This window comes from Roseateles sp. DB2 (assembly GCF_051857535.1).
Classification (GTDB): domain Bacteria; phylum Pseudomonadota; class Gammaproteobacteria; order Burkholderiales; family Burkholderiaceae_C; genus Roseateles_B.
Genome location: NZ_JBPZGY010000027.1, coordinates 1 through 20741, shown reverse-complemented (window position 1 = coordinate 20741; position 20741 = coordinate 1). Strand labels below are relative to the sequence as shown.

General features: G+C 59.0%; 13 protein-coding genes. 5 read left to right on the top strand and 8 right to left on the bottom strand.

Going from position 1 to position 20741, the window contains the following annotated elements:
• Positions 1 to 622 precede the first annotated feature (622 nt).
• Positions 623 to 3514 carry an eCIS core domain-containing protein gene (locus ACS5PK_RS22150; RefSeq protein WP_439442440.1) on the top strand — a complete coding sequence of 964 codons (2892 nt, stop codon included), beginning with the start codon at positions 623 to 625 and terminating at the stop codon, positions 3512 to 3514.
• A 469-nt stretch (positions 3515 to 3983) separates the two neighbouring features.
• Here ACS5PK_RS22150 and ACS5PK_RS22145 read toward each other — a convergent pair whose 3' ends face one another.
• Entirely contained in the window at positions 3984 to 4925 is a 942-nt protein-coding gene (locus tag ACS5PK_RS22145) for a GNAT family N-acetyltransferase (RefSeq protein WP_439442439.1), read from the bottom strand.
• Positions 4926 to 5823: 898 nt separating this feature from the next.
• Here ACS5PK_RS22145 and hxsB point away from each other — a divergent pair.
• The 4 genes from hxsB to ACS5PK_RS22125 all read left to right on the top strand — a co-directional run bounded on the left by hxsB (position 5824) and on the right by ACS5PK_RS22125 (position 10773).
• The gene (gene hxsB, locus ACS5PK_RS22140) at positions 5824 to 7275 is read left to right on the top strand and encodes a His-Xaa-Ser system radical SAM maturase HxsB (RefSeq protein WP_439442438.1); all 1452 of its coding nucleotides are present in this window, start codon (positions 5824 to 5826) and stop codon (positions 7273 to 7275) included.
• Positions 7276 to 7277: 2 nt separating this feature from the next.
• Entirely contained in the window at positions 7278 to 8390 is a 1113-nt protein-coding gene (gene hxsC / locus ACS5PK_RS22135) for a His-Xaa-Ser system radical SAM maturase HxsC (RefSeq protein WP_439442437.1), read from the top strand.
• Entirely contained in the window at positions 8383 to 9054 is a 672-nt protein-coding gene (hxsA, locus tag ACS5PK_RS22130; RefSeq protein ID WP_439442436.1) for a His-Xaa-Ser repeat protein HxsA, read from the top strand. The genes hxsC and hxsA overlap by 8 nt, the downstream gene beginning before the upstream one ends.
• A gap of 129 nt (positions 9055 to 9183) precedes the next feature.
• Positions 9184 to 10773 carry an ATP-dependent nuclease gene (locus ACS5PK_RS22125; protein ID WP_439442435.1) on the top strand — a complete coding sequence of 530 codons (1590 nt, stop codon included), beginning with the start codon at positions 9184 to 9186 and terminating at the stop codon, positions 10771 to 10773.
• 331 nt (positions 10774 to 11104) lie between these two features.
• On the opposite strand, the gene ACS5PK_RS22120 is transcribed toward ACS5PK_RS22125, so the two are convergent.
• From ACS5PK_RS22120 to ACS5PK_RS22090, 7 genes are all read right to left on the bottom strand, one after another.
• Positions 11105 to 12817 carry a hypothetical protein gene (locus tag ACS5PK_RS22120; RefSeq protein ID WP_439442434.1) on the bottom strand — a complete coding sequence of 571 codons (1713 nt, stop codon included), beginning with the start codon at positions 12815 to 12817 and terminating at the stop codon, positions 11105 to 11107.
• 78 nt (positions 12818 to 12895) lie between these two features.
• Positions 12896 to 13684, bottom strand: a complete 789-nt coding sequence (locus ACS5PK_RS22115) for a TniQ family protein (RefSeq protein ID WP_439442433.1) — start codon at positions 13682 to 13684, stop codon at positions 12896 to 12898.
• 66 nt (positions 13685 to 13750) lie between these two features.
• Complete coding sequence (locus ACS5PK_RS22110; RefSeq protein WP_439442442.1) at positions 13751 to 14731, bottom strand: TniQ family protein; 981 nt, start codon at positions 14729 to 14731, stop codon at positions 13751 to 13753.
• Positions 14718 to 15641, bottom strand: a complete 924-nt coding sequence (locus tag ACS5PK_RS22105; protein WP_439442441.1) for a TniB family NTP-binding protein — start codon at positions 15639 to 15641, stop codon at positions 14718 to 14720. Before ACS5PK_RS22105 ends, ACS5PK_RS22110 begins: the two co-directional genes overlap by 14 nt.
• A 46-nt stretch (positions 15642 to 15687) precedes the next feature.
• Positions 15688 to 17541 (bottom strand): integrase catalytic domain-containing protein, encoded by a 1854-nt coding sequence (locus tag ACS5PK_RS22100; protein WP_439442432.1) that lies wholly within the window; start codon positions 17539 to 17541, stop codon positions 15688 to 15690.
• A 46-nt stretch (positions 17542 to 17587) separates the two neighbouring features.
• The gene (locus ACS5PK_RS22095) at positions 17588 to 18265 is read right to left on the bottom strand and encodes a hypothetical protein (protein ID WP_439442431.1); all 678 of its coding nucleotides are present in this window, start codon (positions 18263 to 18265) and stop codon (positions 17588 to 17590) included.
• Between the two features lie 1424 nt (positions 18266 to 19689).
• On the bottom strand, positions 19690 to 20640 hold the full coding sequence (locus ACS5PK_RS22090) for a hypothetical protein (RefSeq protein ID WP_439442430.1): 951 nt from the start codon (positions 20638 to 20640) through the stop codon (positions 19690 to 19692).
• Positions 20641 to 20741 lie beyond the last annotated feature (101 nt).

The window sequence follows — 20741 nt, the reverse complement described above, 5'->3', positions numbered from 1 at the left end:
GGGGCCTGCCTAGTGACCCCAAGACCAGCCGGGACTAGCACTCGGGGTGGCTCGAAGAATCCAAGCGGATCAAGACCAGCCGGGACTAGCACTCGGGGTGGCTCGAAGAATCCAAGCGGATCAAGACCAGCCGGGGCTAGCACTCGGGGTGGCTCGACAAACCCAAGCGGATCAATCGCCCCGAGCTTCCTAGACAACCGTAAGCCGTTGGGAATGGCGTCGTTCGAACTCTACCGGCGAAGTGCCGCCGGCGGTGTTCAAACCCAAGGTGTTCAACCAGGAAGTCTCTACTTCTGAGCTGCCTTTTTTCGGGGGACCTTACGGGGCAGATCAGCGCAATGCACTTCGCAATACGTCCAAAAGAAAACTTGATCAAGGGCATCAAGCGTGGAAAGCCATGGCTCTCCACAAAAGCCGGCTCGATTCACGGTTCGAGGTGTTGTGAGGTGGTCGCGACTAAGCCCGCGACCCGCCAGCCCACCAGTTCTGGCATGAGTGAGAACCGACAGCAAGGGCGGCTTTTTTACGACCGTCAACAGCCGGTCGAAGATCAGATTTCTGCTGATGGACACCGACTCTCGCGATCGTGAATCATGGGCCACCAAAGTGATGGGACCCAACTATGTCAAGTTCGCGGGAAAAGGCTGCCAGGCAGACGAACGCAAGCATAGGGCCTGCGGCAGCGATCGATCGAACCGAGGCGGTTCCAACCGAACGGTCGGCGTCAACCGGCCGGGCTGCGCAATGGCATTCGAGCCCGCGGACGGTGGCGCAGCGGCAGCAGATCGCCAGCTTCCTCGGCAAGCATCCAAGCCCCTTGCCGCAAGGCCAGGCTGCCGAGTCGCACGCTTCACCGGACATCATGCAGCCGGCCGCGGCGTCCCCTCTCGAACCGACCAACCGGACCGGGCTGCCAGACCAACTCAAGGCGGGCCTCGAGTCGATGTCCAGCTTGTCTCTTGATGCTGTCCGCGTCCACCGATCTTCGCCCGAGCCTGCTCGGCTCCAGGCCCGAGCCTTCGCCCGAGGAACCGACATTCACCTCGGGCCTGGACAAGAAGCCAGCCTTCCTCACGAAGCGTGGCACGTCGTGCAGCAAATGACTGGTCGAGTGCAGCCGACTGCCAGTGCGGGAGGCGTCGCCATCAATGACGATGCGAGCCTCGAACGAGAAGCCGACGTCATGGGTGCCCTCGCGCTACAGCAACCCGCTACGCCGGCGCCGTCGGCTGCCCCTGATGCCAGGCCGCGTGGCGATCGCATGCAGTTCGACCGAAAGAACCGGAAGAAGGAACGCAAGAAGAATCGCAAGCAACGTGCGCTCGAGAAGCGGCGCCACGGCCTGCGGGACGTGGACGTCGACGAGCAGGCTTTTTTTGACGAGTACCAACCCGAAACGCAACGTCCAGTGGTGTTGGAGGTCGGTGCGGGAGAGGGCGACTTTTCCCTCACCTTCAAAGATGAATTCGCTGACTCGGAGGAGTTGGATAAGCGCAGCCACAGGCACGACTACCTGGCGACCGATGTCGCCAGCGAGCCAGGCGACACCAATTACCTGACCAGTGCGCAGGCGGATGACATCGACGTTCGGTATGGGGTGGACGCCAACAGGCTCCACCAGCACTTCCGTGCCGAATCGACCGATGTCGTGATCGGCGCGAATCCCTATGGTGAGCGTGGTGTCCCGTTCGCCAGCTATGGCCTCATGCGGGAAGTGGGGCGCCACAGCGTGTCCGAGTCCGGAGAGTTGATCCAGGACCGTGTTCCCGACACTCGCTTTCTGGAATCGGCACGCGTCATCCTCAAGCCTGGCGGGTGCGTCATCGTGCGAGGCCGCAGCAACGTGTTGCGGCGCTACTTGACCGAAGAGAACAAGGGCGCCCATCTGCTGAGTCAGGTTCCCAACCTCAAGAAGATCAATCCTTACCTGAACATCGATCCCGGCGAACTCTTCGTGCTCGCACTGGTCGGCTTCAATGTGCTTGTCCAGTCCGCGACACCCCCGGCCATCAACCGCCGCGGCACTGGGGCGCCGGACACGAGTGAGCGCGGTCAGACAAACCTGGGTGACTACAACACCGAATTCAGATTCATCAAGACGGACAAGGCTCCGTCGGTGTCGTTCGTCGTCGGCGGGCAGACGTTCACCCATCCGCTCGGCTCCGGCAAGCGTTCGCGAAAGAATGCCCGGAATGCGCCGACGGCGGAGCGAAGCCGCCGCGCGCAAAGTTCGAAGCCATCCAAGGCTCAAAAGCGCCAAACTCTGCGGCGGCAGATTCGCGAAGAAGTGACACAAGGGAGATTCTTTGGCCCGTTCACCGCGGTCGCCATGCCCCCGGTTGTCCAACGCGATCTTGATCCTGAGAGCCTAGGTGAGCTGCAAAAATTGCAAGCCCTGCCAGAAGGTCCAAATGAAGCGTACCGCCTAAGGGCGAGTGCGCTGTACAAGCAGAGTCCCTCGACCGAGCAGCGCGACGCCATCACGGCGCTGGTCGCCAAGTTCAGCGTGGTGAAAGAGGGCGGCAAGAAGGCCGGCGCGGCAAAGGCGGACTGGAGTTGGTCACCAGAGCAGATCAAGGTGGCGAAGGAACTCAGCGAGGCGGCCACGAAGGTCTATCGCCTCGCCCGGACAATGCACGCGCATCAAAGCCAGCTGTTGCTGCAGATCGACCAGCGAGAGATGCCTGAACCGAACGTGACCGGCTATCACACCGTAGCGCTCAAGAACTACTTCCCCGAACAGTCGCCGCTGGAGTGGGTGCACTTGCAGCACACGCTGTCACAGGTTGCCAGCCGGTCCAACGAGCTGCATGTGATCAACTTCTTCGCGTTTGACAGTCCGCAGCCCATATCGGTCATCCTTTCCACTCACGACCATGAAGGGCGAGCCGACTATCTGGTTCACGACACCCGTGCTGCATTGCGCTTCGAGAAGGGTGAGGTCAACACCGCCTACGACTCCCCACCCGAGCACCGCGTCAGCTATGCAAGGTTTCTCGAGAAGATCGAGGCCATCAAGCGAGCAGACAACGTTGGCGACGCCGCCATCGCACAGGTCATGTCGGCCATCGTCCGCAACCCGGGCAAGCTGCCACCGTATCTGGTGCCTTCTGAAAGCCTTCAGACATTCACGGAGTTGGTGGCCACGTGGATGCTGGCCGAATCGGTGCGTCACCGCTCAGCGATGATCAGCGGTATGCGTGAGCTCCAGCTCATCGCCTCGGGCCAGAGAACCTTCGCTGAAGCGCTGGGCAATGACGACCGGGGAGGAACGTACCCGATGTCGCAAGGGGGTTCCCTCAAGCAAGGCAGGACGGCCGAGGCGCACGAAGACGAATTTCGCCAGGGCACCACGCCCAAGACGCCGCCGACAAAGGTACTCTCGAAGCAGACTGAGCAGTTCAGCGGCGATGCGGCAGCGCTCATGCGTGCGCTGCTTGACGAGTACATGCCTGAGGTCAATCGGGTCAAGACACTGGCGGAGGTGGAGGCTGCGCTCCTGGGCAGCCACTAGATGTGAAGTGTCAACAACTGTTGCGGCCGACCTAAAACTGAGCCAGGTGTTCAACCTACCCTGCCCGGGTTATCCACAGCGGGCGGGGTGTGCAGGAGTGATCACCATGGACCAGATTGGTTGAATCCGGCGGCTCAAGGGCCGCGAGGGCGCGATCAGACCCTCAAACTAAACTCATCCACAGCCCGCAGGCCCGCGCCTGCGGCTTCCATCCCTGGCTCACTATTGGGTCGGTACGGTGGCTGTCGATTTGCGCTGAATGCTGAACAGGGGCGTGAGATGCATCAAGGGCTTGGCGCGCCTTGTTCCATCGCAGTCTGAATCCATGTCTCACTGAAGTCTGAATTCGCGGCGTTTTGTCTCGCTATAGTTTGAATTTTGGTGCAATCGCAAATGACACGGTACGTGCGCGTTGGCGCTAGGGTGACGTCAAGCGGTGTCTGGTAGCCAAGGGGAGCCTCGCCGCGTTTCAGCGGGCTCCGCAGAGCTCAATCAACCGAGGAGCAGCACTGATGTGAACCTCAACAGTCAACCGCTTGGCTCCAAAATAGGCCAGCAGCCGTGCCCTGTGGCGACCGTTAGTGAAGGAGACCGCTGGCCATCTGTGCTTACGCAATCTTGCCCACCAACCAGGTTTGGGCGCATCCCACACGGACACAATGGGCATCTCGGCGGGATACGGGTCCTTGGGATCCAAGAACTGCTGGAGGCCTGCTCGCTTCTCTAGCGCCCAGTGTTCTGGATTGGAGATTCGCATCTGGTCTCTGTCATGCATAGCTAGTAGAAGAGCAAGGTCAACTTCAACCACTTGGTAGTCAGGTCGACCAGCGTGGCGTCTCTTCAGGTGCACAAATGGGTACGGCGCACCGGCTCCCAATGCAATCGTCCAATGATCGCCAACTGGGTTGGGTAGCGCCGTGCCCTGAACTTCACCGAAGCGCTTCCACGAATGCGCCCCGTCATGGCTAACCTGCGAAGTTGGCATACGCTCGGCAAGGAACTGATTGACATCTGCGGCCATTGCCTGACCATGCTCTTTGCCCTGGTCCGCCCATCTGAAAACAAAGCGCCTTTCCCCCAGTGACCCCGCGACCAGAAGCGCGCAATGGACGAGTTCTGTGGCAACGCCCCTACGCCGCCAGCCCTCATCGATTCCCACCGCCCACATCTCCCATTGGCCCACCGCCATTCGGTAATAAAAGTATGCAAACCCGATAACCGGTTTCTCGGTTTGCATGTTGCTTCGAGCAATCACCAAGTAGTGCTTCGCAGGCGGGCTCACATAGCTCCGGGAGTGCATCCTGACGTTGGCCTCATAGAAGCCCTGCATGCGATCAGATAGTTCTTGAGGAGTCTCAGGCGGCAACTCCGGATCAAACTCGAAGTAGGGCGAAACGGTGAATTCGCTCAAGTGGCTCTCCAATCTTGCATTTGCCGATTCCAGTCCAAAGGGGCAGCGGGAGACATAGGTTTTCAGGGGTTGCTAAAGTGCGAGTGCTTCAAGTGCCATAGCGACAATAAATGAGACACCCCCTCTGAGTCATACACGGTCGTCGATTACTGCGACAACAGACCCCAAGCCATTCCCGCGTTTCATTCCAAACTCGAAAGGACTGCGGCAAGTGCTTTCCTCCAGGCAAAAAATCGTTTTTTGTCAGCGCCTCAAGGGAATGAGCATGGGTAGCTTCGCCATACCGCCCCCAAATAGTTGGGCATGCCTCAAATCAACGGCATATGCGGCAGGCCATTGAATGCCCCCGCGCTTCAAAGATGCCGTTCGACCACGAAGAAAAAAGCAACTTAGCAATGGCGCGACACGAACAATACTGTTCATTTATACAGTATTTATTGGTGAAGTCAAGGACGTACTCGTTGATTGACCTGCCCTTTCCAGCCGTACCGCGAAGGGGGAGATCCGGGCCAAGGGCTGATCTCGTTGCCGAAAGCCGGTTGTGACCAGCTTTGACCGCAATAAACCAGTGCGAACTCCACCGTATCGATGTGACCCAAGCCACTGCGCGGCTGCGCCCCGCTGTACCCTTGATGACAATCTGCGATTGTCGAGCGCGCTCGCGGCGGGAACTGACACCCGTGCTCCTTTAAGCACGCGTTGCAAAACTCGCCCTTGAGACTATTGATACCGCGCCTCTGCTTGCGCCAGGCCGGCTAAATCAGGGTGTTCCACGCGCTGCGGGCACTGGCTGGAGTCACTTTGGAATCAATGGAAGCATCTCCACAGCTGTTTAGCTACAGGCGGCATGTGAGCGTTATGTATCATTTCGCAACCATCGAAGGACAGAAAGGGAAAAGTGCAGACTGGACGTTATGCACCGGAACGCCGCACGTTCGAAGTGCATCACGTAGTGGCAGGTGTGGCGGCATGCCTCTCCCCGGTCGGGGAAGTCGTTTTCCTGCCGTCTGCCGAAGTCGAACAGCTTCTGACGGATCCCAGCCGCCTTCCTGCAGCCACCGTTCGGGAACTCAAGGCCAAGCACTTCCTGAAAAGCGCCGGCAACACTCGTGGCCTTGATCGCCTCTACGCCTCCAGGCTGGAGGCCAAGCGCTCGATCGCAGCCAACGGGCCCGAGCTGCACATCCTTGTCCCTACATTGCAGTGCGCGCACAGTTGCCAGTACTGCCAAGTCAGCCGCGCTCTGGATTCAGACGGCTTCTCGCTCTCTCAGGATCAGCTCTTGATGGCCTGCGACACCATCATGGAGAGCGGCGCGTCCACGCTCACTGTCGAATTCCAGGGGGGCGACCCTTTGAATCGGTTCGACCTGGTCGAGCTTGGAATTGAAGCATTGGCACACCACCCCCATCGCCGCGGGCGAGCGATCCGTTTCGTCATTGCTTCAACGCTTCACCAGCTAACGCCTGACATGTGTCGGTACTTCGCTCAGTACGACGTCAAGCTGTCCACGAGCGTCGACGGACCGGCCTGGTTGCACAACAAGAATCGTCCCTTGGCGAGCCGTGACTCATACGAACGCACGATTGAAGGTATCAAGCTGGCTCGCAACCATCTAGGCCCGGAAAGCGTATCGGCCTTGATGACCACAACCAAGGCGAGCCTGGACCACCCCGAAGCCATCGTCGACGAGTACGTGGCCCTCGGGCTCCGGGAGATTTTTCTGCGCCCGCTGAGCCACTACGGCTTCGCGCGCCGCAACCTCCCCCTGCTGGGATACACCACGGACGCTTTCATGGCCTTCTACAGGCGCGCGCTCGACCGAATCCTCTGGTGGAACGACAGGGGATTTCCCATCCGCGAAGTCCACGCCAGCCTGGTGTTGAACAAGCTCGTCAGCAGCTTCGACGCAGGCTACGTTGACCTGCAAAGCCCGAACGCTGCCGGCAGCGCCGTCCTGGTCTACAACTACGATGGGTACGTATACCCGAGTGACGAAGCGCGGATGCTCGCAGAAGCAGGCGATACCAGTTTCCGAATGGGGCTCATCGGTACGCCACTCGCAGCCCTGACGGCGAGTACAGCAGCCCAACGTATCGCCCACGAGGGCTCCTCAGACACCGATCCAGACTGCAAAGCATGTGCGTTCAAACACCATTGCGCGCCTAGCCCGGTCGATGCAGCCTCGACGAGTGGACCTTCTCAGCAAACGGCAAACACCGAACACTGTCGCCGGAGCAAGGCTCTCTTTGGCGAGATGCTGCAACGGCTGGCGATGGCACACGAAATCGGAGGCAACGTCCAGCAGCTCCTTGAACATTGGGCCGCCCCAGCAGGACAGGAAGCCTAGCCATGCGACAAGTGCAGCTGGCGACCGAAGCGCGCGCTTCTGGCATCTACAGGGTGGACCAACAGTGCAGAGATGTGGCTCAGCTATGCGGGTCAAGCTCGGCGAGTGCTGGTTCCATAGAGGTTCGGACACCACGAGCAGGTGAAGCGGCGGGGGAGCTCCGCAGTTTCGAAGTCGGCGACATCGTGAAGCTGATGCCAGGCAGCACTCGCGTCATCGTCTGCTTCCGGCCCAGTGATCGCCATCACACCCTCTTCGTCACCAATCAGTGCAACAGCCGTTGCCTGATGTGCTCGCAGCCGCCCACGCCACAGGGCGACGACTGGCTCTTTGATGAGGCACTGCGCATTGTTGAACTGGTGACAGAGCCACCAGACGTTGTCGGCATTACGGGCGGGGAGCCAACACTTCACCCTACGCGACTACGTGCGCTACTCAATGCCATCCATTCCCTTTGGCCCGAAACGAAAGTCGAAGTGCTCACGAATGGCCGGCGCCTCGGCGATGACCAGGTCGCGGAAACGCTCCTCAGGGGACTTCCGCCCGGACGCACAACCTGGCTTGTACCCCTGTATGCGGGCAACGATGAGGTGCACGACTTCGTCGTGCAATCCGCTGGGGCCTTCGACGAGACACTCGCTGGGCTGCTGAACCTCCAGCAGTATGGCCAAGGCATTCAGCTTCGCTCCGTCATGGTCAGACCCGTGATTGACCACCTGGAGCAATGGGCCACTTTCATCGGGCACAACCTGCCGTTTGTTCAGGCGGTCGCATTGATGGCCACGGAGCCCATTGGCTTTGCCTTGGCCAACCAAGAAGCCACCCTTGTCGACGTCACTGAATATGCCCACCAGTTGACCACGGCAGTCCGGATCCTGCTGCGGTCTCAGATGCGACCCGTTCTCATGAACATGCCGTTGTGCAAAGTGCCCGAGCCATTGCGCCGATATGCGGCCCGAAGCATCTCGGACTGGAAGAACGAATACACACCCGCATGCGATGGCTGCGCACTCAAGGAGCGATGCGCTGGCTTCTTCGTGTGGGACAAGACTTCAATCTATCGAACGGGCATCAAGCCCGTCACTGTGCAAGTACGTGGAGGCGCACATGTCTAAGTTCATTCGTACCCTGGCTCTCTTCATTGCCAGCGCGCCGCTGCTGGGATCAAAGGTCAAGGCCGAAACCATGCCTGGTGCCGAAGCTCTGCCCCCGGACCCAAAGCCCGTATCGTTGCGACCGTTGAACCTCGAGATGGACAACCTGTTCGCTGGCCATCGATCGCATTCCAGCCATCGATCTCACTCCAGTCACAGCTCACACTACTCAGGATCTAGCGCCGGCTCCTACACGCCCGCTCCAGCGCCCGCGCCAACGTATGTGCCGGCGCCGACACCCGCCCCGACACCCGCGCCAGCACCTCTGCCGCGGCAGTCTTCGTCGCTGGTTCCCGACGAATCTGCCCCCGAGCAGAAGAACTCAAAGCTGAAAGCACCGCGCCCTGCTGCTTCACAGCCACACGGGGTCGCATCCGGCGCAGCCGCCCAGCACGACGAAGTCGCGACACCAGATCTCACCCGCGGCGAGAAGCTTCGCCTGCAAGTGATGCGAGTTCAGATCGCGCTGAAGCGCCTGGGTCTTTTTCATGGAACCGTCGATGGCGTCTTCACAGCAGAAACGCGAGAGGCCTTGTCGAATTTCCAGACCGTAAAGAGCCTGCCGGCGACTGGGATGATGACGACGCCAACGCTGAATGCGCTGGGAATTCCTGCAGTGAACTGAAGCGGCGCCCCAACTGGTCCAGCCACTGGCAAATGCGGCGATGTTCCCGCAGCTGAAGTCGTCACGATCTTCCAACACCTATCAGCGCCACGCGCTTGTTGGCGCCCAAATCCAGAAAGGAAAGTCAGCTTGGAGAATCGAGGCTACGTTCGTCTTTCAGACTACCGCTGCTTTCGCAGAGAAGCTCCTGCGACGCTGGAAATTGGTCCTGGGTTCACTGGATTCATAGGCGCCAACAACGCCGGCAAATCCACCCTCATTCGAAGCCTTCGAGAAATTAGGCCATTTCTTCAAAACGTTAGTACTGTTCATCAGTTCGTTCCAAACATTCCTTCGTTTCTCGGGGGAAAGCAGGCTTGGTCGCTGCTCGCACCCATGCACGACCATGCTGAAGTCCTCACCGAACGTGAAGATCCAAGATGCTTCATAGAAGTGGGCGTGATGGCTGCGAATGCAGTCTCGGCACTCTGGATCAAAGCGTTAAGGCTCGAGCTTCAGGAAGACGGGAGGCTTTTCACCGCTGCCGCGATTGGTTCAGATGGGGCGCAAATTCGCCAGGCAGACATCAAAGAGGCTTCGGACCGGTTCATCCATACCCAGGACGGTGGCACCTACGATGCATTGCCCATGGCTGAGTTCGTGGAAGCTCTCTGCAACACCTTGTTCATTGGGGCCTTCCGCAACGCCATTAACGAAGGAGCAGGGACCCACTACGACATCCACGTCGGGACAAGCTTCATCGACCAGTGGAACAACTGGAAAGTCGGGGCATCGAAGACTGACTCGCGCGCAATTCAACGCGTGACAGACGAGGTCAAACGGCTCATCGGCGCAAACGAGCTTGAGATCAATGCATCGACGCATTTGAAGACGCTTCAGGTGTCCATAAACGGACGGGTCCAACGACTTCAAGAGCTCGGATCAGGAATTGCTCAGCTCATCGTTGTGTTGGGCAACGCAGCGATCAGAAAGCCGGCTTTCATTGTCATCGACGAGCCCGAGCTGAACCTCCATCCCGGGCTTCAAATCGACTTCCTCACTTCCCTCGCATCGTTCGCTACGCATGGGGTGCTCTACGCCACCCACTCGATTGGCTTGGCCCGGGCGGTATCTGACAAGTGTTTCACTGTCCAGCAGGGGCGGTCCGGCTCAGTTGTGCGGGAGCTTGGAGCGACAAGGAACTACGCGGAGTTTCTGGGATCTCTAGGGATAGCCGGCCTCAGTGAATTGGGATGGGATCGGCTGCTTCTGGTCGAAGGCCCCAAGGACGTGAGAACTGCCCAACAGTTCCTTCGGCTTTATGGGAAGGACCGCAACACAGTGGTCCTGCCACTTGGAGGAGACGGAATGGCAAACGGCTCCGTGCAACATGAGCTCCAGGAGGTGCGACGTATCTGCCCTAACGTCCACGCGCTGGTCGACAGCGAGCGGGCGAGCGAAGGCGCTGAGCCCATCAAGGCGCGAAGGGATTTCAAAGCCAGCTGCGAGCAGCTAGAAATCAACTGCCATGTGACGGAACGACGAGCGATCGAAAACTACTTCACCGAGACCGCACTCCGGTCCGAGTTTGGTGATGACAAGGCTGCCCTTGGCTGGTTCGATCCAATGCCTTCGAATAACTCGTTCATCGGCAAAAGCGACGGCTGGCGTGTTGCGCGCCGGATGTTCAAGGAGGACCTAGATGCAACGGATCTCGGAGCATTTTTCCAAGGCATCTAGTTCGAGCCGGGGTGCAATGCGTCGAGCTCATGAGGGGCAGACGCCATCGCGTTGTACGAGCCGGTGGCAGATAGGAGACTGGCCGCCCTCCTTGACCTATGCGGCCTCCGCGAAGAAGAAAGAATTCATGCTCCCGCTAAACCGCCGATAGATCTTCGGGACACCCTTCGTCTGTACGTTGCGCGCTTGGTTGCCGCGATCCGCCGTGGCACCAGAGAAGGGAGGATGGCCGACAAGGGCGTTGAGCGCAGAGGGTCCCAGCAGGGCTCCTGCCGGCAGGGGCATCGCTAAGTTCTCATCGCAAAACAGCAGGCGATCAGTACCGATCACATCATTCACCCGATTTGTGTTCGCTCGCATCGATCAACCGTACGTCAGACTGGGGGCATACCGGCATTGAGAACCCTCGCGGCGTGAACCCCAGCTTCCAAACGTTCCGGATGTACTTGGTAGGCATGGAGAAGCTCCCCAATTTCCCGCGTTCCACTGCAGGCTTCGAATCGCTGGCAGGTGTGCTCGGCGCCTTTGCACTCGCCTGTGCGCTCGTATCAGCCTGGCTGTTTGGTGGCGAAGCCTCACTGGCTCTACCCGAATGACTTGGCGCACCGCCTCGCCAACATGCAATCTGCATCGCCGGCTCCAATGACGACTCAACCGTCACGTTGTAGAGAAGGCAAGACTTGCTATCGGCACTTGGCGCCGGCGCCCATCCGCCAGCATCCCCACTGGAGGACATCGACTTCAGCAAGTCGCATCCATCTTGCTCGACGAACAACACGGCGTTTTCGATACGCACGGAGGACATGCTCATGATGCCGTCTAACAGCCGATCGGTTGCTCCCAATGCGAAGATCAACAGCAGCAGCAGAGTGGCATTCCCCAGTGTGACCATGCCCCACCGCCATGGCTCATTTCTGACTCGCCCTAGGAATCCAGCCAGGCTGAATGCAAATGCGAACGAAAGTCCCAGACCAATCAGCGCCATCGCTCCACTCAGCGCGATACCTGATGGGTCGTTGAGGAGAAGATCGCTGCGCTGAAGCAGCAAAAGCATCAATGCGAAAGGCGACAGCGATACCAATGCGCTGCCTATTCCAAAAATGCAGACTAGCGCGAATGACTCCTGAACGGCTGCTGGGCTCTTGCGTTCAGTCGAAGCGGCTCGCATGGTTACCCATCGCCAAGCGGAGCCTCGCATGTCGATTGGCCAAAGAACCACAGCAAGTCCGGCGACGAATAGACGTTCCGCGGTCAACGGTCGCACTCGCAAGGCAAAGCCCTGGCGCATGGGAGCCAACAAGCGCCATCGGAACTTGCGACTTCGCCCAACCTGGCGCAGCACCATGGGTACAAAGTCCCGGAACAAGAACCGCGCGATCTTGTGGCTTAGGGGCAGCCACGGTCCCATATTCGGCCCTGCCCTTGTCCAAATCAGGCGCTGGAGAAGCACGCTCAGCCCCAAGAGCGAGCCAAGGCTGGCCCAACCAAGCCAGTTAATGTGGCCATTTGGGATCAGCAGCTTGCTCTGAAGCGCCAAGAGAATGGGCCAGATGCAGAAGATGCCCAATGTACTGAGCGAATAGACGAAAACGCGTTGGCGATTTACGGCCCACTTACGTGCTCCCTGATCACTTGGTGGAGCGGTTGCAGCGATTTCACTGCTACCACTGAGTGACTCCACGTCAGCGTCAGAACGGTTCTCAAAGATCCGACGAAACGACTTGTCGAAGTCGGCATCCGTTGAAAAGCTTAGCGCCATCCATGCGGGTGAAAGCCAAATCAGCAGAACTACCGCGGCAAGAAAGAGCGCTGCAGGAAAAACGACCTTCGAATAGCCTCCGATGGCCGCCATCTGCCCAACAGGAATGCCGCCGATCCGCCAGAGATACAGGTAGAGGATTGCTGACCCTGTGAACCCGACGAGCGCCCCGCCTCCGAGCAGGGCCCAGAGAGCCTTCAGCTGGGAAATGCGGTCCACCAACGTCTTCTTTGGCAGCTCATGCCCTTCTCGCCCATCCTCGATTCTGGAATCCATCTTGACCATTACGACGCGCTCCAATTGCATCTCAATGCCATTGCTTGATGGCGTTAGCGATGCCGGAGATTCTCGCAGGCAGCCGGCCTACGGCGCGCTCGATGATCTCGACGCGGCACCGCCGACGATGCGATCATCTATGCACCCGCGGTACCGAAGTGCTGACGGCAGAAGTCCCCATTTGACGACCACCCTTAGGTAGTCGAGGGTGTAGCTTCGGCCTCCAACGACGAATGACCCTTCGTGCAGCGCTGCGATAAGTGCTCGTCCGTTGTCGACTATTGAACGTTCTAAGCCCTGAATGGCATCCCAGCCTCGAGAGCAATCCCGAATGAGCGCATCGCTGCAGAGCAACTCGCTGCACTGCAGACACCGCCTTAGCCCTGCATAGCCGCGTTGCGCGGCAGGCGAGCTCTCGACGTGCACGGGATGCTCAATCGGCGCATGGCAGTTCGGGCAGGAATCCATCATCAAGCAGTGATGTGCTGGGCAATAGCACCACTGTGCAAAGCGCCACTCGATCGGCATGAATTGCCTATTGGGATCGGCCAGGCAATGTGGACAGAACTTGAAGCAGGCCTTCCCAGATGCCGTCATCAACATTAACTTCGTTGGGTCAACCTTGCATCGAGCCACGCCCTGCATCAGTCGTTCGTGAGCGTCAAAGGAGGACTTCGGAAGATGGCACCGATGCCTCAAAGATGCCATCTTCTTGTCCACCAGAAGTCGGTCGATGTCCCCTTTGTTGGAGAGCTCGATGAAATTGAATAGCTCCCCAACGGAGTCCAGCCGCTGAGCCATCACCAAGCGACTGATCCATGCACTTGGAGCTTCAGTCTGGAAAGGCTGCGGAACGCCGTGCTTGATTCGTTTCATAGCAAATAGGAAAAGGGTGGCGGCTGTCTGAAGTGCAAAGGCTCAGCGCCGATGTCCCGCATCGGTCTACCGAAGGTCCAGTAGCTGCTGCTGGTCTCGAGACTTGATGCGAGGCGCCCTGCTCCGGCTATCGCTCGTGTGATTGCGCCGTTGGAGCTCAAGCAATGACTTGGCTGCCGCCAGGTCTGGGATGGCTGCTGCGGACTCGGCAAGTAGCACGATCAGAGGCCAATGGACACAAGCCAAGACGGCATCCGCCATTCCGGCATCCGCTTCCAACGCATGGAGTCGCTGAAGTCCTCTTGCAATCACCTGCCCGGCACCCCGAAGGTCCCGCTCTTTCGCGCGAGCTGCAGGAATTGACGACCAACTCGACTCGAGCAGGCCAAAAGCTTCAACAAGCCTGAATGCGCCGTCCACACTCATGCCGCGAATGGCCAAAGGCAGCGCTGAGCCAGAAAATGGCTCAGCAGTCGGCGGCATCGCAAGGGCCGAATGCACTGCGTCGATCCACGCCTGAACTTCGGTCTCCAGAGGCTCAGCGTCGGCCGCCTGAGGGAACACTCGGAGGCAACGGCAGACATCTATGCCTGGCCGATTCCACGATATCGGGCGCCGACAGTGACCACACTGCCTTGTCATGGAGTAGCCGTGCCGCCGACACGCAGGCACCGCACGGATCAGCCAAGTCAAGCTAGCGTACCCATCTGCTCGAAGACATTGCGGGCAAAGCTTTGTCAGCATCTTTCCGGGAGCGACCCATGGACTGAATCGATGACCGGATAGGTGCACCCACGCACCGGCAGAGCCTGTCTCCTTCAGCACCAGCCCCGCAGCTAGTGCAGTGGGATCACAGCGAAGCCCCCAAGCCAGTGCCGGTATGTCGTCATTGCCCAGGCACCGACGCCGATCCAGTTGCATCCAATGCATGCCATCGGAGTAGCTGACGCCATTTGCTTGGAAGGCACGGAGGATCAAGCTCATACCTGATTCGCCGTGCCTAGCCTCAATGGTGCGCGCCAGTCTTAGCGGCTCATCCGCCCACATATGGGTTGGCACAGCCACTGGCTGTTCCAAATGCACGATCAAACGCCAGCTTGAGGTGATCCTTCTCGACGGACTTGCTGTCCGCATCCACCGCCACAAGCACCGCTTCCGTCAATAGCAGTTTGATGCGCCGCCTATTGCCACCAGTAGCGGCATGCAATGACTCTGGTACGCCTTCACCGCTGACGATGGAAAGATCAATCTGCTTGAAGTCCCTGGTGAGCTCAGTCAGGAAGTGCCGCCAAGTCGCGTCGTTGCTGAAGTAGTCCAGTCTGAGGCGGCCGGGGATGCGATCAGCCAAGGCTCGGTCGATTGCTTCTAGACCGACAAAGCCCTCGTTGACCAGCAGGACAACCGCGATTCCTGTTTCGTCAACGAGATCACGCAGCACCTCGCTGGCAGTCGTCTCGATCGCGATTTGGCCGTTACGCCCTTGACTTGTCGCGTGCCGCGCCAAGCCATGGGCTTGGTCAACAATCAACATGCGACATCCGCGGTCCTTGATCGCTTCGAACGCGATGTCACGCATCGACGGCATCTTGCTTGCGCTGACCTTGGTGAAGGGATGCCGGATCGCTCGCAGAATTGCCGACACCATGGAACTCGCACATGGGTTCGCACGCAGTCGAAATGACAAGACACCGTACCCATCTGCGACGTCTGCTCGCGGCTGGATGGTCCCCTGGAAGTATTGAGCCAACGTCGTCTTGGACGTACCAGGCGGTCCTACAACTACAAAGCCCTGAGGCCTGTGCGGGCGGCGTGCGAGCTGGTAGCTCCGATCAAGTGCTCCCAGGATGTCCCTGGCTGCAGGGAATAGAACGTAGCGTCTATCCAGGGCGTCAGAAATCTCGATTGCATGCTCGGAGTAGCACTGATGGCGGCGCCGACGAATAACGCTTTCTGCCACAGTTTCCGGATCTTCGTTGTCGATGATGTCAAAGTTTTCCACAGTCCTACCACTCCACCATTTCAAAGTCCGCCGGGTCGAATGCCGGCATCGCCTTCACCTGCTCCTCACTTACGGGGACAGGGAGGGGCGGCTCCTTGCTTTCAGATGGTTCGAGTACACGCGACGACGTGAGGCCAGAAATCTGCGCAGCCAACTTGCGGTCAGGTCCCTTTCGATGACAGGCAGCTTCCAACCAGTGCTCGTGCAATCGGAGGCGAGCGCGCTCCAAGTACTCAAGGGCATCTTGCTTCTTGAACTCCTGGCGCGCGAACCTCCGAATCAGGAGATGTTGGTTCCAGCTCAGACCGGCTGCGTAGTCATGCCACCGGCATGGACTTGCAATCCACTGCTTGGTGGCCGGGTCCTCGAACCAGATCTGAGAAAGATCGTCTGGGTCCCACTTCACCCAGGTCCTGACCTTCTCTCGTCTCATCCGCGCGGGAAGTTGCTCTGCGCCGCCGTATGGGAGCCCGCGCAGCGTGATGCCCCCTTGATTCAACGTGAGCTGCGTTGACAACGCTGAGATACGCCGTAGGGCTTCAAGGTCGTCAGGGAATGCAACCGCAGGAGTGCTCTGCAATCCTTCTTCGAACAGATCAAAGGGTCTAGCCAGCTTTCGCTCGTTGATCTGGAACGGGTAGTAGTCGACGCAGAACATGATCAGCCCTTGCACCAAGGCTGAGAAGGTGATTGCCGCGTCTTTGACAGGATCCAAGTTCAAGACATTGGCCACCCGCTTGTGGACTTTCCCCCTGGTCAGAGTCAATTGATCAAGGCCCCCAAAAAATCGCTCTACGTGGGGCTTGATCCAGGGCGTCCGCACCCGGCAGTAGGTGAAGTGAGAGCCCAGCTGCCAGCCGATGCGTTGAAACATGGGCGAATGGAATTCGAGGCCGTTGTCGACTTTGATCAGATCTGGCACGCCCATGGCGAGCCATGGCTTCTCAAGCTTGATGCCCTTGATCAAGTCGTCCTTTGGACGTATTGCGAAGCGCATTGCGCCGCTCACGCTGGTCAAGCCAGGTCCATAGAAGCTGACGTAGAGCCCCAGAACATAGCCGCTGTAAGCATCAATTGCGACGGTTAGCGTTGGCCGCCCCAGCGGCAGTCCGGTTCGATCGCAAACAACGACCCAGTTCAATGGCGTGTGGTCGACTTCGACGACGTCTAGCGGGTATCGAGCTGTCGTTCCGTCCATTGCCACGCGCGAAAGCAACCTGGCTCGACTGGGTCCTAGACGAGCTTCAACCACGCGGTGATGATCAACCTCAGCGATTCGCCTTGATATGGTGGACAGACTGACGCGAGACTGTTCCTTTGGAAGCCCCCCCTCGCGCACAAGCTTGTCGGCCTCTGCATGAACCTTTGTCTGCGTGAGTCGCATCGAGTGTTGGCTGCGCGTCAGATACACCGTCCGTATCGACTTGCTGAGCAACGCGTCTAGCTTGGGGTGAAGCTTGGATGGCATTTGTCGCCGTCCACGCCGATCCAGAAGTGCGAGCGGACTGCCAGAGGCTTGGTATCGCTTCTTCATCCACTCCATGACGGTACTAGCGCTCGGCGCCTTGGAGTCCCCGATTCTTTCTGCAACCTTGGCAACCAGTCGCGCTATCGCCTTGCGCATTCCGCGGGTAAGGTGCGCTTTCTCAACAGCAGTCACATAGGCGACCTTCCGTGCGATGGAGTTCGACTCTGCTTTACTGAGCTGATCAGCTGCAATGGCCGGGAGCGGTGACTCTTCGCGTACACCGATGGAATCAGTGTTTATTGGCACTCCTGCTTGAATGATCTGTATGTCACCCTGCCAGATCTGCTTGAGTAGATTGCTGACGGAAATTGTTCTGGGATGGCGCGTCAAGAAGTCCTCATATGTCCAAGTGACACGGTCGATCTGCCGTACAAGCTCATACGTTCGGTCGCCACGGCGAAACGCCAAACCAGCGTGCAAGGTAATTGGCATCACAAGCCTCCAGGAATTCGGGGTGAATGATTTGGGTGTCCGGGGTCGTGCTGATCCCTCTGGCAAACGTCAGGCGTCTGTGCGCGAGGAGGTGAAAGATGTGCTCTTTGGGGACAGCTACGCGCTCCATCAGATCCCCCAAGGGCAGCCCTTTGGGCAGCGCCTGCATATGGCTGACTGCGGCATGCAATGACTCAGACGGGTAGCGAGCCTTCCCATAGCGCAAAACGAGTCGCGCACATTCGTGCTGCCGACTGCGCCGAAGTTGCCGCTCGGAGATCGCGAAGAACTTCTGTCCAGCTGCGTGGAAGTGAGTGGCAGCGCTAGCGAACAGCTCTCTGTAGCTGTCAATCCGGGCTTCGAGCTTGACCTCCCAAAAGGTCAGCTCGCCTTGTTGGGTTTCAATGCGGTAGTCCGGCGTGTAGCGACGCTCATCCAGCTCGACAGTAATCGGCTGCGAGGCAATGTGCTTGCAGGCTGGGCAGAGCGCGGCCAGCAATACAAACGCACTTTCGGTGGTTGCTTCTGCCTGAACAGGAGCGGGCAAGATGCCCCGTAAGTTCAGCAGATGGACGGTACGAGGCGTGGTCGGCTTCACTAGCCGACGTACAGGCGTGACCATGTCTCTCCTTGGCGAGATGGCGGTGTTCCCTACGCGCAAAGTCGTAGGGGCGAGCTTGACCAGCGCCAGCCGCAGAGAGATACTTTGGATGTCAAGCCGTTGGGTATCTCCCGGCGGAACGCCGGTCATTCGAAAGGGTGGTCGGCGTTTTTATTTCATGGTGAGCTCCTTTGTTGGCTAAGGTGTGCTGGCCAAGTGGGTGGGTTGATGTTCCGATTGACTGACCGATAGCTGCCAGGACTCAAGTGCGATGGGCACGTGAACGCGGACGGCCGATCTACAGGTCGCTCGCCAGCCTCTGGAGTCGTAGCTTTCTGACCAGCTGTCATGACTAATGGCAAGTGGCAGGGGGCACTACTGGGTCTGCGGTCTTGCCGTTAGGAAGTCAGTAATCGATGAGTTTCTTGTCCCAGAGTGGCGCGAACTTTATTCATCACCGAATGGCCCAGCAACCGGGCCAGCCAGGTACGCCGTGTTCAAGAATCGAGTCTTGAAAACAGCAGTTGCCTTTCGAACAGGAATTGAGAGCGCACGAAGCCTAACTTTCTGAAGCTTGCTGCCTGTCCACCGATCGACAGCTGCAAATTCATGCGCTTTTCGGTTGAAAAAGCGGCAGATCCAGCGTCACACGTTGGCTTGGCGCATTAAAGCTGCCCATCTCATTCAAGGCTTCGTATTACGAAAGTTCGCCTTCGCATTCGGAAGAATTCATGCTGACGCATCGAGTGCGAACAGGCCAACAGGGTTCGAGACCAGGTGGAAAAGGAACGGAAACCCGTATCAGTTGGGACGCGGCCTACGTGGTGCGTGCGGCGGAGCGGCGGAGCGGCGGAGCGGCGGAGCGGCGGAGCGGCGGGGGGCATCCTTGCGAGCAATGCGGCGCTGGTGCTGGGAGCCTTTCGAGAGCTACCGCGATAGACTGACAAGCATGTTGATACCTATGTCGCCAACAGCGAGGCTTGCTCAACGCCGCCTCTCTAGACTTGCTGCGAAGCGCCTTCGGTTGGCGAAGGCAAGGCGAGCGGCTTTTTTGGCGCTGATCAAGGCGACAAAGGTGACAGACGTTTGGACTGCAGAAGCCGCGATGTTGGTGGAGCGGGCACGAGCAGCTAAGACAGCGCCCTTCCTGCAGCAGTACCGCCGAGCCAATACCGGACTCAATGATCTGCCATGCGGGCGATGACCGGATGAGGCTGAACGGAGTCGTTCGCGGCTCACCGCTTGAATGGTAGTCGCCCCCCCAAACCGGTTGCTGAGCGCTCTTGGAATGCCTCCAACTTCACGCTGAGCCCGGCAGCTCTGCTGTGGGGGCTACCACGTGCCAGCCTCATATCACGCTTCCGCTTGGTTCCATACGCTTGGTTGGGCGTCCGCGGAACCTTTGACTTGCCTTCCGCACTTCAGGTCTGTTCACTGTCCACCGCTCACTCACGCATCAGGCGCTGATGGTCGCCGTCTTTCTCATGCTGATGGGTCAGCCTCTGAACGGCAATCACAAGCGAGTCATCGCCGGACAGCACGCTGTCGATCAAAGCCCGTAGGTGTTCGGTCGTCGACGCATCGCTGCCGATGTAGCCGGCCTGGAGCAGGTCGATGAAGGCCGTTTGCCGCATATATCGCCCATCTAACCCCTTGTAGCCCAAGCGGACGTTGCCCCTCGCGGTACGAAACGCGGGGTCCCGGAGGAGTTCCTCAAAGTGGCCAAGCGGCAGGAGGATGTTCGTTGAGGTCTCCGGCCCCTGTCGTCTCACGAACTTGAAGTAGAACGCCTCGCGGCTGAGCCTGAAGCCGTCGGCAGTCCTGTGGCTCGGGCTGAAGAGACGCATGGTCTTCAGCTGCTTCTGCAGATGCTCATCCTCTCTGTAAACCCAATCCAAAGGGTTGTCCTCGCCGCCTTGCGGCTTGAGCATCTTGTATTGGACGAGCACCGCGTTGCGGTGGAAGAGGTTCAGGTAGATGAGGTCGACGCCGAACGCTTCCTCCAGCTTGCGTCGATTGGCCGTGTAGACCTCCAAGGTCTGATTGCCCTTGCGGAACGTGGCCTGGCCGCGGACGTCGCTGTCGATGAACTCGTAGCCGAGAACGGCGCGTGCGTCGTGCTCGATGACGCCATCCTCATGCACGTTCAGCCTCGTGAGGCCAGTCTTCGAGCCGCGCGCCAGGTTCATCGTCGCCGCCGGCGCATCCTCAGGGAGGCCGAACGCGCGTAGCGCCATCTTGAGCGCGTCCAGTTGCAGTCGCTCGATGGATTCTGACCGCGGCTTCGTCAACCCTCCGGCCAGGGTTCGCAACGAGCCGCGATTGGCTTCAATGGCCAGGAGCTTCTCGATGAGCTTGATGCTCTCCTTCGGTCCGTAAGCGTCCCGGCAAGTCATGTTGACGCAGACAACGGCGCTCGGCTCGGCGCGATTGCAAGATGCCGTTAGTGCTTGGATGACCTTTTGGGCGCACCTTCAGCGCGCCGCCAGCGAAACCA

Bases quoted from the DNA above. Each gene is read 5' to 3' on its own strand.
- ACS5PK_RS22150 (WP_439442440.1), top strand. From the start codon at position 623: ATGTCAAGTTCGCGGGAAAAGGCTGCCAGGCAGACGAACGCAAGCATA.
- hxsC (WP_439442437.1), top strand. From the start codon at position 7,278: ATGCGACAAGTGCAGCTGGCGACCGAAGCGCGCGCTTCTGGCATCTAC.
- hxsA (WP_439442436.1), top strand. From the start codon at position 8,383: ATGTCTAAGTTCATTCGTACCCTGGCTCTCTTCATTGCCAGCGCGCCG.
- ACS5PK_RS22120 (WP_439442434.1), bottom strand. From the start codon at position 12,817: ATGGTCAAGATGGATTCCAGAATCGAGGATGGGCGAGAAGGGCATGAG.
- ACS5PK_RS22115 (WP_439442433.1), bottom strand. From the start codon at position 13,684: ATGAAACGAATCAAGCACGGCGTTCCGCAGCCTTTCCAGACTGAAGCT.
- ACS5PK_RS22110 (WP_439442442.1), bottom strand. From the start codon at position 14,731: ATGTGGGCGGATGAGCCGCTAAGACTGGCGCGCACCATTGAGGCTAGG.
- ACS5PK_RS22095 (WP_439442431.1), bottom strand. From the start codon at position 18,265: ATGGTCACGCCTGTACGTCGGCTAGTGAAGCCGACCACGCCTCGTACC.
- ACS5PK_RS22090 (WP_439442430.1), bottom strand. From the start codon at position 20,640: ATGACTTGCCGGGACGCTTACGGACCGAAGGAGAGCATCAAGCTCATC.